Source organism: Billgrantia sp. NRB1, from assembly GCF_056921725.1.
The window spans coordinates 3,708,943-3,722,051 of the sequence record NZ_CM167783.1 but is presented as its reverse complement, the minus strand read 5'-3'; the positions used below and the strand labels follow the sequence as shown (position 1 = coordinate 3,722,051).

16 protein-coding genes are annotated in these 13,109 nt (G+C 65.5%); 15 read left to right on the top strand and 1 reads right to left on the bottom strand.

Annotated elements, in window-relative coordinates; all coding sequences use genetic code 11:
- Nucleotides 1-7 precede the first annotated feature (7 nt).
- The 11 genes from rplR (at nucleotide 8) to rplQ (ending at nucleotide 6,026) form a co-directional block, all read left to right on the top strand.
- On the top strand, nucleotides 8-358 hold the full coding sequence (gene rplR / locus ACZIYR_RS16955; protein ID WP_483527505.1) for a 50S ribosomal protein L18: 351 nt from the start codon (nucleotides 8-10) through the stop codon (nucleotides 356-358).
- Between the two features lie 11 nt (nucleotides 359-369).
- Nucleotides 370-870 (top strand): 30S ribosomal protein S5, encoded by a 501-nt coding sequence (gene rpsE, locus ACZIYR_RS16950; RefSeq protein ID WP_238978580.1) that lies wholly within the window; start codon nucleotides 370-372, stop codon nucleotides 868-870.
- Nucleotides 871-875: 5 nt separating this feature from the next.
- Nucleotides 876-1,058: a 50S ribosomal protein L30 gene (rpmD, locus tag ACZIYR_RS16945; RefSeq protein WP_066452141.1), complete on the top strand. Its 183-nt coding sequence runs from the start codon at nucleotides 876-878 to the stop codon at nucleotides 1,056-1,058.
- A 3-nt stretch (nucleotides 1,059-1,061) separates the two neighbouring features.
- The gene (gene rplO, locus ACZIYR_RS16940; RefSeq protein ID WP_473034921.1) at nucleotides 1,062-1,496 is read left to right on the top strand and encodes a 50S ribosomal protein L15; all 435 of its coding nucleotides are present in this window, start codon (nucleotides 1,062-1,064) and stop codon (nucleotides 1,494-1,496) included.
- Nucleotides 1,497-2,828, top strand: coding sequence for a preprotein translocase subunit SecY (gene secY / locus ACZIYR_RS16935; RefSeq protein ID WP_473034920.1), 1,332 nt, complete (start codon nucleotides 1,497-1,499; stop codon nucleotides 2,826-2,828). It begins immediately after the preceding gene.
- Between the two features lie 31 nt (nucleotides 2,829-2,859).
- A complete protein-coding gene (gene rpmJ / locus ACZIYR_RS16930) occupies nucleotides 2,860-2,973 on the top strand; it encodes a 50S ribosomal protein L36 (protein ID WP_009099023.1) in 114 nt (37 codons plus the stop codon).
- Nucleotides 2,974-3,096: 123 nt separating this feature from the next.
- Nucleotides 3,097-3,453, top strand: coding sequence for a 30S ribosomal protein S13 (rpsM, locus tag ACZIYR_RS16925; RefSeq protein WP_473034919.1), 357 nt, complete (start codon nucleotides 3,097-3,099; stop codon nucleotides 3,451-3,453).
- Between the two features lie 39 nt (nucleotides 3,454-3,492).
- Nucleotides 3,493-3,879, top strand: coding sequence for a 30S ribosomal protein S11 (gene rpsK, locus ACZIYR_RS16920; RefSeq protein ID WP_010626488.1), 387 nt, complete (start codon nucleotides 3,493-3,495; stop codon nucleotides 3,877-3,879).
- Between the two features lie 12 nt (nucleotides 3,880-3,891).
- Entirely contained in the window at nucleotides 3,892-4,512 is a 621-nt protein-coding gene (rpsD, locus tag ACZIYR_RS16915) for a 30S ribosomal protein S4 (RefSeq protein WP_238978584.1), read from the top strand.
- An 83-nt stretch (nucleotides 4,513-4,595) separates the two neighbouring features.
- On the top strand, nucleotides 4,596-5,594 hold the full coding sequence (locus ACZIYR_RS16910) for a DNA-directed RNA polymerase subunit alpha (protein ID WP_473034918.1): 999 nt from the start codon (nucleotides 4,596-4,598) through the stop codon (nucleotides 5,592-5,594).
- 39 nt (nucleotides 5,595-5,633) lie between these two features.
- Complete coding sequence (rplQ, locus tag ACZIYR_RS16905) at nucleotides 5,634-6,026, top strand: 50S ribosomal protein L17 (RefSeq protein ID WP_473034917.1); 393 nt, start codon at nucleotides 5,634-5,636, stop codon at nucleotides 6,024-6,026.
- A gap of 173 nt (nucleotides 6,027-6,199) precedes the next feature.
- Here rplQ and uvrA read toward each other — a convergent pair whose 3' ends face one another.
- Complete coding sequence (uvrA, locus tag ACZIYR_RS16900) at nucleotides 6,200-9,070, bottom strand: excinuclease ABC subunit UvrA (protein WP_483527504.1); 2,871 nt, start codon at nucleotides 9,068-9,070, stop codon at nucleotides 6,200-6,202.
- A 162-nt stretch (nucleotides 9,071-9,232) separates the two neighbouring features.
- On the opposite strand from uvrA, the gene ACZIYR_RS16895 reads away from it, so the two are divergent.
- The 4 genes from ACZIYR_RS16895 to ACZIYR_RS16880 all read left to right on the top strand — a co-directional run bounded on the left by ACZIYR_RS16895 (nucleotide 9,233) and on the right by ACZIYR_RS16880 (nucleotide 13,020).
- Nucleotides 9,233-10,621, top strand: coding sequence for an MFS transporter (locus tag ACZIYR_RS16895; RefSeq protein ID WP_473034915.1), 1,389 nt, complete (start codon nucleotides 9,233-9,235; stop codon nucleotides 10,619-10,621).
- Between the two features lie 94 nt (nucleotides 10,622-10,715).
- Nucleotides 10,716-11,348 (top strand): single-stranded DNA-binding protein, encoded by a 633-nt coding sequence (locus tag ACZIYR_RS16890; RefSeq protein ID WP_483527503.1) that lies wholly within the window; start codon nucleotides 10,716-10,718, stop codon nucleotides 11,346-11,348.
- Nucleotides 11,349-11,392: 44 nt separating this feature from the next.
- Nucleotides 11,393-12,280, top strand: coding sequence for a sugar nucleotide-binding protein (locus ACZIYR_RS16885; protein ID WP_473034914.1), 888 nt, complete (start codon nucleotides 11,393-11,395; stop codon nucleotides 12,278-12,280).
- A complete protein-coding gene (locus ACZIYR_RS16880) occupies nucleotides 12,277-13,020 on the top strand; it encodes a lysophospholipid acyltransferase family protein (protein WP_473034913.1) in 744 nt (247 codons plus the stop codon). Before ACZIYR_RS16885 ends, ACZIYR_RS16880 begins: the two co-directional genes overlap by 4 nt.
- Nucleotides 13,021-13,109: the final 89 nt, after the last annotated feature.

The window sequence follows — 13,109 nt, the reverse complement described above, 5'->3', positions numbered from 1 at the left end:
CAGGGTTATGAACGCGAAGAAAGAATCTCGTCTCCGTCGTGCCCGCCGCGCTCGCGCCAAGATCCGCGAGCTGGGCGTGTATCGCCTGTGCGTCAACCGTACCCCCCGCCACATCTACGCGCAGATCATCTCGCCGGATGGTGGCCAGGTCCTCGCCAGCGCTTCGACGCTGGACAAGGCCCTGCGCGAGGGTGCGACCGGCAACTCAGACGCCGCCGCCAAGGTGGGGGCACTGATCGCCGAACGCGCCAAGCAGGCTGGCATCACCCAGGTGGCCTTCGATCGTGCCGGCTTCAAGTATCACGGTCGCGTCAAGGCCCTGGCCGACGCCGCTCGTGAAGGCGGCCTGGAATTCTAAAGGGTTTTACGATGGCGAAGAACGAACAGAACACCGGCGACCTGCAGGAAAAGCTCGTGCAGGTCAACCGCGTCGCCAAGGTGGTCAAGGGTGGCCGTATTTTCGGTTTCACTGCCCTGACCGTCGTGGGCGACGGCAATGGTCGTGTCGGCTTCGGCCGCGGCAAGGCGCGTGAAGTGCCGGTCGCGATCCAGAAGGCCATGGACCAGGCACGCCGCAACATGGTCAAGGTCACCCTGAAGGGCCACACCCTGCAGTACCCGGTCAAGGCGCGTCACGGCGCCTCCAAGGTGTACATGCAGCCGGCCTCCGAGGGTACCGGCATCATCGCCGGCGGTGCCATGCGCTCGGTCCTCGAGCTGGCGGGCGTCCACGACGTCCTGGCCAAGTGCTACGGTTCCACCAATCCGGTGAACGTGGTGCGGGCAACCGTCAAGGGCCTCGCTTCCATGCAGTCGCCGGACGACATCGCCGCCAAGCGCGGTCTGTCCGTCGAAGCGATCACGGGGTAAATACCATGGCAGCAACACTCAAGGTTACCCAGACCCGTAGCACCATCGGCACCCTGCCCAAGCACAAGGCCACCATGAAGGGCCTGGGGCTGCGCCGCATTGGTCACACGGTCGAACTGGAAGACACCCCTGCCGTGCGCGGCATGATCCACAAGGTCAACTACCTTGTGCGCGTTGAGGGAGAGTAATCCATGAAACTCAATAGCCTGAGCCCGGCACCGGGCTCCAAGCACGCCGAGAAGCGCGTCGGCCGCGGCATCGGCTCCGGTCTGGGCAAGACCGGTGGCCGTGGCCACAAGGGCCTGAAGTCGCGCAGCGGCGGCAGCGTCAAGCCCGGCTTCGAGGGCGGTCAGATGCCGCTGCAGCGGCGTCTGCCGAAATTCGGCTTCACTTCCATGAAGTCGCTGGCCTCCGAGGAAGTGCGTCTGGCCGAGCTGGCCAAGGTCGCCGGTGACGAAGTCACCCTCGAGAGCCTCAAGCAGGCCAACGTGCTCAAGGATGCCACGCTCCACGCGAAGATCATCCTGTCCGGCGAACTCAACAAGGCGGTCACGGTCCGCGGCCTCAAGGTCACCAAGGGTGCCCGTGCCGCGATCGAAGCCGCCGGCGGCAAGGTAGAGGACTAAATGGCCAAGTCAGGAAATGTGCCGGCGATGGGCAGCGGTCTGAGTGAACTGTGGGCGCGTCTGCGCTTCGTGCTCCTCGCCATCGTGGTGTACCGGATCGGTGCCCACATCCCCGTACCCGGTATGAATCCTGACCAGCTTGCTGCCTTGTTCAGGGAGCAGCAGGGGACCATTCTGGGCATGTTCAACATGTTCTCGGGTGGCGCCCTGGAGCGCATGAGCATTATGGCGCTGGGCATCATGCCCTACATCTCCGCGTCGATCATCATGCAGCTGCTGACCGCGGTCTCGCCCCATCTGGAGCAGCTCAAGAAGGAGGGCGAGGCCGGCCGCCGCAAGATTAGCCAGTACACCCGCTACGGGACCGTGCTGCTGGCCTTCGTTCAGGCTGTCGGCATGTCGGTGGGGCTGGCCAGCCAGGGTATCGCCTACACGGCCGACTTCAGCTTCTATTTCACTGCCATCGTCACCTTCGTGTGCGGGGCGGTGTTCCTGATGTGGCTGGGCGAGCAGATCACCGAGAAGGGGATCGGCAACGGCATCTCGCTGCTGATCTTCTCGGGTATCGTCGCCGGCCTGCCGGGCGCGGTGGGCCAGGCGTTCGAGCTGGCCCGCAACGAAGGCGCGTGGAACGTGCTGCCGCTGCTGGCTCTCTCAGTCCTGGGCGTGGCGACCGTGGCCTTCGTGGTGTTCATCGAGCGCGGCCAGCGCCGCATCACGGTGAACTATCCGCGGCGTCAGGTCGGCAACAAGATGTATGCCGGACAGAGCAGCTACCTGCCGCTCAAGGTGAACATGGCGGGCGTGATTCCGCCGATCTTCGCCTCCAGCATCCTGCTGTTCCCCGCCTCCATGGGGCAGTGGGTCGGCGCTGGCGACGGCATGGAGTGGCTGCAGCGTGCTTCCCAGGCCCTGGGGCCGGGCCAGCCGCTCTACATCTTGCTTTTCGGCGCGGCGGTGATATTCTTCTGCTTCTTTTACACAGCGCTGGTCTTCAATCCCAAGGATGTCGCTGACAACCTCAAGAAGTCAGGGGCCTTCCTGCCGGGGATTCGCCCTGGTGAGCAGACCGCTCGCTATGTCGACAAGGTCATGACCCGTCTGACCCTGTGCGGCGCCCTGTACATCACTGCGGTTTCGCTGATGCCCCAGTTCCTGATCGTGGCGTGGAACGTGCCGTTCTTCTTCGGCGGTACCGCGCTGCTGATCATCGTGGTGGTGATCATGGACTTCATGGCCCAGGTGCAGTCGCATCTGATGTCGCATCAGTATGACTCGGTGATGAAGAAGTCCAACCTGAAAGGCTACGGCAGCGGCGGCATCATGCGCTAAGGCGCGCCGTACGTGAATTGGAGAAGGAACGATGAAAGTTCGAGCTTCCGTCAAGAAGATGTGCCGCAACTGCAAGATCATTCGACGCAATGGCGCCGTGCGCGTTATCTGCATCGAGCCGCGGCACAAGCAGCGCCAGGGTTGATCCCTGCGCTGGATGAAACCGGTGCCGGCATGCCCCTTGCCCTTCGGTGGGTAAAGGGGTATGCTGTTGCGCCTTTTGTAGATGACCCAACGAGCAAGCCGCTCACATATTCGGAGTAAGCTGATGGCCCGTATAGCAGGCGTCAATATCCCGGACAACAAGCATGCGGCGATCTCGCTGACCTATATCTTCGGGATTGGCCGCACGCGCGCGCAGGAAATCTGTGCCGCTACCGGCATCGCGCCGACCGCCAAGATTCAGGAGCTCTCCTCGGAAGAGGTTGATGCCCTGCGTTCTGAGGTTGGCAAGTACACCGTGGAAGGTGACCTTCGTCGTGATGTGACGCTGAATATCAAGCGTCTCATGGACCTGGGTTGCTATCGTGGTCTGCGTCATCGTCGTAGTCTTCCGCTGCGTGGTCAGCGTACGAAGACCAATGCGCGTACCCGTAAGGGCCCGCGCAAGCCGATCCGCAAGTAACACGCACGTTCTGGCGTAAAGACAGGAATAGACATCAACATGGCTAACCCGCGTAGCAACCGTAAAAAGGTTAAAAAGCAGGTAGTGGACGCCGTTGCGCACATCCACGCCTCTTTTAACAACACGATCGTGACGATCACAGACCGCCAGGGCAACGCTCTCTCTTGGGCGACAGCCGGTGGTTCGGGTTTTCGTGGTTCTCGCAAGAGCACCCCGTTCGCTGCTCAAGTGGCAAGCGAGCGTGCAGCGACCGCTGCAGCCGAGTATGGTGTGAAAAACGTCGACGTGCTGGTCAAGGGCCCCGGTCCTGGCCGTGAATCCGCCGTGCGCGCGCTGAGCGCCGCCGGCTTCCGCGTGCAGAGCATCACCGACGCGACGCCCATTCCCCACAATGGCTGCCGTCCGCCGAAGAAACGCCGCGTTTAAGGAGACAGATTCATGGCTCGTTATATTGGACCGAAGTGCAAACTGTCTCGTCGCGAGGGGACCGACCTCTTTCTGAAGAGCGGTGTCACTCCCTTCGAGAAGAAGTGCAAATCCGAGCAGATCCCGGGTGTGCACGGCCAGCGCCGTCAGCGTCTTTCCGACTACGGCTTGCAGCTTCGTGAGAAGCAGAAAGTACGTCGCATGTATGGCGTGCTCGAGAAGCAGTTCCGCAGCTACTACAAGGAAGCCGCGCGTCGCTCTGGCGCTACCGGCGAAGTGCTGCTGCAGCTGCTGGAATCCCGACTGGACAACGTCGTCTACCGCATGGGCTACGGCTCCACGCGCTCCGAGGCGCGCCAGCTGGTCAGCCACAAGGCCATCGCGGTCAACGGCAAGACCGTCAACGTGGCTTCCTACCAGGTGAAGCCCGGTGACGTGGTGTCCGTGCGCGAGAAGGCCAAGAACCAGGCGCGCATCCAGAGCGCCCTGTCGATCGCTGCCAACCGTGGCGATGTGGCCTGGATCGAAGTGGACGCGAAGAAGATGGAAGGCACCTTCAAGGCTATCCCGGAACGCGGCGACCTGTCTGCCGACATCAACGAAAACCTGATCGTCGAGCTGTACTCGAAGTAAGCGTCGCTGATCGCGGCGGGCCGGCCCTTCGGGGTCGGCACCGAGTACCGAGTAACCGTTTGGCAGCCTCAAAGGTGTAGTATATGCAGCGTTCAGTGACAGAGTTTCTCCGTCCGCGCGATATCAAGGTCGAAGAGATCAGCGCGCATCACGCGAAGATCGTGCTCGAGCCCTTCGAGCGTGGCTTTGGCCACACTCTGGGGAATGCGCTGCGCCGCATCCTGCTCTCGTCCATGCCCGGCTGTGCCGTGGTGGAAGTCGAGATCGCGGGTGTCGAGCACGAGTACAGCGCGATCGAGGGCGTTCAGGAAGATGTCATCGAGATCCTCCTGAACCTCAAGGACGTGGCCATCCGCATGCACAGTCGCGACGAGGCGGTGCTCTCGCTGAACAAGCAGGGCCCGGCCGTGGTGACCGCGGGTGACATCGTTCTCGATCATGATGTCGAGATCGTCAATCCGGATCACGTCATCGCCCACGTCAACGAAGGTGCCGAGCTCAAGATTCAGCTCAAGATCGCTCGCGGTCGCGGCTATGAGCCCGCCGACGCGCGCGTCGGGGCGGATGACGAGTCGCGCGCCATCGGTCGCCTGCAGCTGGATGCCACCTTCAGCCCCGTGCGGCGTGTCTCCTACGCCGTCGATGCGGCGCGTGTCGAGCAGCGGACCGATCTCGACAAGCTGATCATTGATCTGGAGACCGACGGCACCCTGGATCCCGAGGAAGCGATCCGTCGCAGCGCCACCATCCTGCAGGAGCAGCTGGCCGCGTTCGTCGACCTGGAAGCCGACAAGGAACAGGAGGTCGAGGAGGAAGAGGATCATATCGATCCGATCCTGCTGCGCCCCGTGGACGATCTCGAGTTGACCGTTCGCAGTGCCAACTGCCTGAAAGCCGAAAACATCTACTACATCGGTGACCTGATCCAGCGCACCGAGGTGGAGCTGCTCAAGACGCCGAACCTCGGCAAGAAGTCCCTGAACGAGATCAAGGACGTATTGGCAGCGCGCGGTCTTTCGCTTGGCATGCGGCTGGAAAACTGGCCCCCGGCAAGCCTGAAGGACGAAAAGAGCTCCGCCTAAGCGTCGACTCGAGTCCCAGTTTGGTAAGGAATCACAACCATGCGTCATCGTAAGAGTGGTCGTCACCTGAATCGTACCAGCTCGCATCGCCAGGCCATGTTCAAGAACATGAGCGTGTCGCTGATCGAGCACGAAGTGATCAAGACAACCCTGCCCAAGGCCAAGGAGCTGCGTCGCGTCATCGAGCCGCTGATCACCCTGGCCAAGCAGGACAGCGTCGCCAACCGGCGCCTGGCCTTCAGCCGCACCCGTTCCAAGGAAGCGGTCGGCAAGCTCTTTAATGAGCTGGGTCCGCGTTACGTCGAGCGTCCGGGCGGCTATGTCCGGATCCTCAAGTGCGGTTTCCGCACCGGCGACAACGCGCCCATGGCCTTCGTCGAGCTCGTCGACCGTCCGGTCGTCGAGGAGACCGAGGAAGCCGCCGAGGAGTGAACCTCGACCGGCCCTCCGGCTCGGCAAGCGCTGAAAGAAAAACCGGCCCCGCAAGGGGCCGGTTTTTTTGTTGCCCGGCTTCGCCGGGAGTCGGAAGCCATAAGCTGTAAGCTATAAGAAAGCCCCGTCAGGGTTGGCCTGCGGGGTCTCATGCTTTGCTTACAGCTTACTGGTCAGGTCTCCGCCGTGCTCGCGGCGCGTGGCTCGCGGCCCGTCGCTTGCCGCTCCAGCAGCGTCTTGAGGAAGCGCCCGGTATGGGAGGCTTCCATCTTCGCCACCTGCTCCGGGGTGCCCTCGGCGATGATGCGCCCGCCGCCGGAGCCGCCCTCGGGGCCGAGGTCGACCAGCCAGTCGGCGGTCTTGATCACGTCCAGGTTATGCTCGATGACGACGATGGTGTTGCCGTGGTCGCGCAGGCGGTGCAGCACGGTGAGCAGCTGGCGGATGTCCTCGAAGTGCAGCCCGGTGGTGGGCTCGTCGAGGATATAGAGGGTCTTGCCGGTGTCGCGCTTGGCCAGCTCGCGGGCCAGCTTGACCCGCTGGGCCTCGCCGCCGGAGAGCGTGGTGGCGCTCTGGCCCAGGCGGATGTAGGAGAGTCCGACATCCATCAGCGTCTGCAGGCGCCGGGCGATGGCCGGCACCGGCGAGAAGAACGCCAGCGCCTCCTCCACGGTCATCTCGAGCACTTCGTGGATGCTCTTGCCCTTGTAGGCGATCTCCAGGGTCTCGCGGTTGTAGCGCTTGCCCTTGCAGACGTCGCAGGGCACGTAGATATCGGGCAGGAAGTGCATCTCCACCTTGATCATCCCCTCGCCCTGGCATGCCTCGCAGCGGCCGCCCTTGACGTTGAAGGAGAAGCGCCCCGGCTTGTAGCCCCGCGAGCGCGCCTCCTGGGTGCCGGCGAAGAGCTCGCGGATGGGAGTGAAGATGCCGGTATAGGTGGCCGGGTTGGAGCGGGGCGTACGGCCGATGGGGCTCTGATCGATGTCGATGACCTTGTCCAGCTGATCGAGCCCTTCGATGTGTTCATAGGGGGCCGGGGTCAGGGTCGTCGCCTTGTTGAGCTCCCGGGCGGCGATCGGCATCAGCGTCGAGTTGATCAGGGTCGACTTGCCCGACCCGGACACCCCGGTGACGCAAATGAACAGCCCCAGCGGCAGCGTCAGGTTGACCCGGTGCAGGTTGTTGCCGGTGGCGCCGGTCAGGCGCAGCTGCTTTTCCGGGTTGCCGGGAATGCGCCACTTGGGCACCTCGATGCGGCGCTTGCCGGAGAGATACTGGCCGGTCAGGGAGTCGTGGCTGGCCATGACCGCCTCCGGGGTGCCCTGGGCGACGATGCGTCCGCCGTGCACGCCAGCGCCGGGACCGATATCCAGCACGTGGTCGGCGGCGCGGATGGCCTCCTCGTCGTGCTCCACCACGATGACGGTGTTGCCCAGGTCGCGCAGGTGCTCGAGGGTCTTGAGCAGGCGGTCGTTGTCGCGCTGGTGCAGGCCGATGGAGGGCTCGTCGAGGATGTACATGACGCCCACGAGGCCGGCGCCGATCTGGCTGGCCAGGCGGATGCGCTGGGCTTCCCCGCCGGAGAGGGTGTCGGCGCTGCGCTCCAGGTTAAGGTAGTCGAGCCCCACGTTGACCAGGAATTCCAGGCGGGCGTGGATCTCGTTGATGATCTTGACGGCGATCTCGCCGCGGCGCCCGGGCAGGGTCAAACGGCTGAAGTAGTCCCAGGCCTCGCCGATGGGCAGGCGGACCACCTCCGGCAGCGGGCGTCCATCGATGTAGACGTGGCGGGCCTCCTGGCGCAGCCGCGAACCGTGGCAGCTGGGGCAGGGGCGCTCGGCGATGTAGCGGGCCAGCTCCTCGCGGACCATGCTGGATTCGGTCTCCCGGTAGCGCCGCTGCATGTTGGGCAGCACACCTTCGAAGGGGTGTTCCCGGGTTACCTTGCGACCGCGGTCGTTGACATAGTGGAAGGCGATGTCATCGTGGCCGCTGCCGTGCAGGATGATCTCGCGCTCGTGCCGCGCCAGGTCTCGCCAGGGGGTCTCCAGTTCGAAACGATAGTGCGCCGCCACCGCCTGTAGCTGGCTGAAGTAGTAGACGCTGCGCCGATCCCAGCCCTTGATCACCCCTTCGGCCAGCGACAGCTCGGGGTGGCTGATCAGCTTGTCGGGGTCGAACACCTGTTGCACGCCCAGGCCGTCGCAGGTGGGGCAGGCGCCGGCCGGGTTGTTGAAGGAGAACATGCGCGGCTCGAGCTCGGCGATGGCGTAGCCGCATACCGGACAGGCGAAGCGCGATGAGAAGGGAATGTCCTCCGCCTCGCCGTCCATGAAATGGATCACTGCGGTGCCGTCGGCCAGGTTTAGCGCGGTCTCGAAGGATTCGGCCAGGCGCTGGGCGAGTCCCTCGCGAACCTTGATGCGATCCACTACGACGCTGATATCGTGCTTCTTGTTCTTGTCCAGCGGAGAGATATCGTCGAGCTCCAGCACCTGGCCATCGATCAGGGCGCGCACGAAGCCCTGGGCGCGCAGCTCGGCGAGCAGCTGCAGGTGCTCGCCCTTGCGGCCCTTGACCACCGGGGCCAGCAGCATCAGCTTGCTGCCCTCGGGCAGCGCCAGCACCTGGTCGACCATCTGCGAGACGGTGCTCGCCTCCAGCGGCTCGTCGTGCTCGGGGCAGCGCGGCGTGCCGGCCCGGGCGAACAGCAGGCGAAGGTAGTCGTAGATCTCGGTGATGGTGCCCACGGTGGAGCGCGGGTTGTGGGAGGTGGATTTTTGCTCGATGGAGATGGCCGGTGAGAGCCCCTCGATGTGGTCGACGTCGGGTTTTTCCATCATCGACAGGAACTGGCGAGCGTAGGTGGAGAGCGACTCCACGTAGCGACGCTGTCCTTCGGCATAGAGGGTGTCGAAGGCCAGCGACGACTTGCCCGAGCCGGAGAGCCCCGTCACCACGATCAGGCTGTCCCGGGGCAGCTCGACATCGATCTGCTTGAGGTTGTGAGTGCGGGCACCCCTGACCAGAATCCTGTCCATTCCCACCTCGTGGCGCGCGGCAAAACCACCATTATACGGGCGGGGTCCATCGGCCGGCAAAGCGGCTTGGTGGCGAACGTTTCCTGCGTCGGCCGGAACGGCTAGAATGGCCCCTCACCCAGGGCGAGCTCGCCCGTCTATCCATCGGATTCACGCCACCCTATGCGCAAGGTCTCTGGACTCCTGCTAGCCTCCGAACGGCGCGCCATCAGCGGCCTGGCTGGGCTGTATGCCACCCGCATGCTGGGCCTGTTCATGGTGCTGCCGGTACTGGCGCTCTATGCCGACGACCTGGCCGGCGCCACGCCGCTGCTGGTGGGGCTGGCGCTGGGCGTCTACGGTCTGACCCAGGCAGTCCTGCAGATTCCCTTCGGCCTGCTCTCCGACCGCCTCGGGCGCAAACCGGTGATCGCCGGCGGCCTGCTGCTGTTTCTGCTTGGCAGCGTCGTGGCCGCCCAGGCCGATACCATTGGCGGCGTCATCCTCGGGCGCTGCCTGCAGGGCAGCGGGGCGGTGGCCGCCGCTATCATGGCGCTGTTGGCCGACCAGACCCGCGAGCAGGTACGCACCGCGGCCATGGCCACCATCGGCCTCTCCATCGGGGTGGCTTTCGCCGTGGCCATGGTGCTGGGGCCCTGGCTGGCCTCGGCCTTCGGGCTGTCCTCGGTCTTCTGGTTCACGGCCCTGCTGGCCGCGCTGGGCCTGGCGGTGCTGTGGAAGCTGGTGCCGCCGGCGCCGCGTCGCCTGCGGCACCGCGACGTGGGCATCGACCGCCGCCAGCTGGCCGGAATCCTCACCCGCGCCGATCTGTGGCGGCTCGACCTGTCGATCTTCGCCCTGCACCTGGTGTTGATGGCGATCTTCGTCGCCGTGCCCTTCCGCCTGGTCGAGGCCGGCATCGCCGCCGAGCGTCACGGCCTGGCCTACCTGGGGATCATGGTGCTGGCCTTCGCCTGCATGGTGCCGCTGGTGATCGTGGCCGAGAAGCGCCACCGCATGCGCGGCATGTGCCTGCTGGCTATCGGCGGCATCGCCGTCAGCCTGGCCGGTCTGGCCGGGGTCGGTGGCGGCTGGCTGCTGTTTGCTTGGCTGCTGCTGTTTTTCACGGCCTTCAACCTGCTCGAAGCCACCCTGCCGTCGATGCTCAGCAAGCTGGCGCCGGCCGGGGCCAAGGGCACTGCCATGGGCGTCTACTCCACCAGCCAGTTCCTGGGGGCCTTCCTGGGCGGCCTGCTGGGTGGCCTGCTGGCCCAGCAGTGGGGGCTGCCGGCGGTGTTCATCGGCTGCGCCCTGCTGGCCGCACTGTGGTGGCTGGTGATGCTGGGGATGCCGGTGCCGCCGCATCTTTCCAGCGAGGTGGTGGCGCTCGACGACGACCACCCCGAAGGCACCATGGAAACACTGATGGCGAGCTTTGCCGAGGTGGCCGGCGTCGAGGATGTGCTGGTCGTGCCCGAGGAGCGGCTGGCCTATCTTAAGGTGGACCGGCGGCATCTCGACGAAGACGCCCTGGACCGCCTGATCCGTTCCAACCGCCATCGCGGCGGCTAGCCCTGAATCCGGGCGCCCAACGGCGCCCCGGGGCGCCTGTTTCCACACGCTCGACCCACGACACGAGCTGAATCAACGAATAGGGAGTTCCACCATGGCCCGAGGCGTCAACAAGGTCATACTCATCGGCAATCTGGGGCAGGACCCGGAGGTGCGCTTCATGCCGTCCGGCAACCCCGTGGCCAATCTGCGCCTGGCCACCACCGACACCTGGACCGATCGCCAGAGCGGTCAGCGCCAGGAGCGCACCGAGTGGCATTCGGTGGTCATGTTCAACAAGCTGGCGGAGATTTCCCAGCAGTACCTGAAGAAGGGCTCGCGAATCTACATCGAGGGCCGGCTGCAGACCCGCAAGTGGCAGGGCCAGGATGGCCAGGACCGCTATACCACCGAGATCGTCGCCAACGACATGCAGATGCTGGACTCCCGCGGCGGCGGTGGCGATTTCCAGGGCGGCGGGGCGCCTCGTCAGGGCGGCTATCAGCAGGGCGGCGGCTACGGCGGCCAGCCCCAGCAGCAGGGCAACTACGGTGCCGCCCCGCCGCCCCAGGGGGGCAACTTCGCCGGCGGACAGCCCCAGCAGCGTCCGGCTCCCCAGCCGGCGCCGATGCCCCAGCAGGGAGGCGGTCAGCAGGGCAATCCCCAGCAGGGTGGCCAGCAGCAGGGCAGCTACGGCGCCCCCGATCCGGGTAGCTTCGACGACTTCGATGACGAGATTCCGTTCTAGTCGAATCCTCTGAAGCGTATTTCCAGTCTGCGGGAGGGTCTGGCGTGAAGCTGCTGATACTGGATGCCGGGCACTGCCTGAACCTGGCCCTGGCCAGGGTGGCGCATCGGCGTAGCGATACCGAGTTGGTGATCGAGTCCGGCCTGGAGATTGATGCCCACCGGCTGCGCGAGTTGGCGCCGGACGCGGTCATCATGCCGCCGCTCTCCGGCCCCATGGATATCGAGCCGGCGACGGTGGTCGCCCACGGTCACGGCGTCGACGCCTGCCTGGCGGCCTGCCGGGAAACCGATACGCCGCTGGTGTGGTGCGTCTCCGACCAGCTCTACCAGGACGGCTTCGATACGCCCATCGACGAGCACGTGATTCCCGCCCCGCGGGACGAGAGCCTGCGTCGGCTGATCGCCATCGGCGATCGCATCCGCAGCGGCCATCCGCGCCATCTCATCGTGCGGCTGGGGCCGCTGTTCGCCCTGGAAGGCGGTCACGCCTGGCTCAGCGGCGTCATCGATAGCCTGATCGCCGGAGACGACGTGCGCGCCGCCCAGGACGTGATCTTCTGCCCCACCTCGGCGGATGCCGTGGCCATGGCGCTGGTGGGGATGCTGCACCAGCTGGCCTGTGGCTCCAATGCCTGGGGCGCCTACCACCTGGCCGGCACCGAGCCGGTCAGCGCCTACACCTTCACCTCCCTGGTGCGTACCCAGCTGGCGACGCGGCTCGAAGGCCTCGGCGAGCAGGTCGAGCTGGGCCAGGTCAAGGCGCTCAAGCACCACCATGACCAGCCGCTGCGGCGGGTGCTGAACTGCCGGCGGGTGCTGCAGGCCTTCGGCGTGCACCAGAAGCCCTGGCGCCTGGAGGTGGGGCGCATGCTCGATGAGTGGTGTCAGGCGCGTCGCCCACCGCGGGAAGAGGGTGATGCTCGCCCATGAACGTGTTTCGCAGCCTGCTCTTCTACCTAGGCTATTTCCTGGCCATCCTGGTCTGCGGCGGGCTCTTCCTGCCGGTGGCGCCGCTGCTGCCGCTGCCCGCCCGCTATCGCCTGCTCAATCTCTACAACCATTTCCTGACCGCCTGGTTCCGCTGGACCTGCGGGGTGCGCTACTGCATTCGAGGGCGCGAGCATCTGCCCGAAGGCCCCTGCGTGATCCTGGCCAACCATCAGTGCGAATGGGAGACCCTCTACCTGCAGATCCTCAAGCCGCCGGTGTGCACGGTGCTCAAGCAGGAGCTGTTGCGCATCCCGCTGTTCGGCTGGGGGCTTAGGCTGCTGCATCCCATCGCCCTGGATCGCTCCCGCCCCGCCCGGGCCATGAAGCAGGTGCTGTCCCAGGGCGTGGCGCGCCTGCGGGAGGGGCTCTCGGTGCTGATTTTTCCGGAGGGGACTCGGGTGGCGCCGGGACAGCGCCGTCGCTACAACAAGAGCGGCACGGTGATCGCTTGCCGCGCCGGGGTGCCGGTGCTGCCAGTGGCACACAACGCCGGCGAGCGCTGGCCGGGGCGCCACTGGGTCAAGAACCCGGGCACCCTGAACGTGGTGGTGGGCGAGCCGATCGCCACCGCCGGACGCAGCGCCGACGAGGTGCTGGCCGAGGCGGAGGCGTGGATCGAGGCGCGCCTGGCCGAAATCTCCGAGGTGCCGCGGCCGGTGCCCGCCGAGAAGCCCGCCTGACGGCGCCGGCTCAAGGGTCAGAGTGGCCGGCGCAAACGCCAGCGGCGCCCCAAGGGGCGCCGCTGGCGTTACGCTGAGGCGTCAGGGCG

What these genes read in the sequence shown, in the direction of transcription:
- ACZIYR_RS16910 (WP_473034918.1), top strand. Translation starts at nt 4,596, where the DNA reads ATGCAGCGTTCAGTGACAGAGTTTCTCCGTCCGCGCGATATCAAGGTC.
- rpsM (WP_473034919.1), top strand. Translation starts at nt 3,097, where the DNA reads ATGGCCCGTATAGCAGGCGTCAATATCCCGGACAACAAGCATGCGGCG.
- ACZIYR_RS16880 (WP_473034913.1), top strand. Translation starts at nt 12,277, where the DNA reads ATGAACGTGTTTCGCAGCCTGCTCTTCTACCTAGGCTATTTCCTGGCC.
- rpmJ (WP_009099023.1), top strand. Translation starts at nt 2,860, where the DNA reads ATGAAAGTTCGAGCTTCCGTCAAGAAGATGTGCCGCAACTGCAAGATC.
- uvrA (WP_483527504.1), bottom strand. Translation starts at nt 9,070, where the DNA reads ATGGACAGGATTCTGGTCAGGGGTGCCCGCACTCACAACCTCAAGCAG.
- ACZIYR_RS16890 (WP_483527503.1), top strand. Translation starts at nt 10,716, where the DNA reads ATGGCCCGAGGCGTCAACAAGGTCATACTCATCGGCAATCTGGGGCAG.
- rplO (WP_473034921.1), top strand. Translation starts at nt 1,062, where the DNA reads ATGAAACTCAATAGCCTGAGCCCGGCACCGGGCTCCAAGCACGCCGAG.
- rpsK (WP_010626488.1), top strand. Translation starts at nt 3,493, where the DNA reads ATGGCTAACCCGCGTAGCAACCGTAAAAAGGTTAAAAAGCAGGTAGTG.
- rpmD (WP_066452141.1), top strand. Translation starts at nt 876, where the DNA reads ATGGCAGCAACACTCAAGGTTACCCAGACCCGTAGCACCATCGGCACC.
- ACZIYR_RS16895 (WP_473034915.1), top strand. Translation starts at nt 9,233, where the DNA reads ATGCGCAAGGTCTCTGGACTCCTGCTAGCCTCCGAACGGCGCGCCATC.
- rpsE (WP_238978580.1), top strand. Translation starts at nt 370, where the DNA reads ATGGCGAAGAACGAACAGAACACCGGCGACCTGCAGGAAAAGCTCGTG.
- rplR (WP_483527505.1), top strand. Translation starts at nt 8, where the DNA reads ATGAACGCGAAGAAAGAATCTCGTCTCCGTCGTGCCCGCCGCGCTCGC.
- secY (WP_473034920.1), top strand. Translation starts at nt 1,497, where the DNA reads ATGGCCAAGTCAGGAAATGTGCCGGCGATGGGCAGCGGTCTGAGTGAA.
- rpsD (WP_238978584.1), top strand. Translation starts at nt 3,892, where the DNA reads ATGGCTCGTTATATTGGACCGAAGTGCAAACTGTCTCGTCGCGAGGGG.
- rplQ (WP_473034917.1), top strand. Translation starts at nt 5,634, where the DNA reads ATGCGTCATCGTAAGAGTGGTCGTCACCTGAATCGTACCAGCTCGCAT.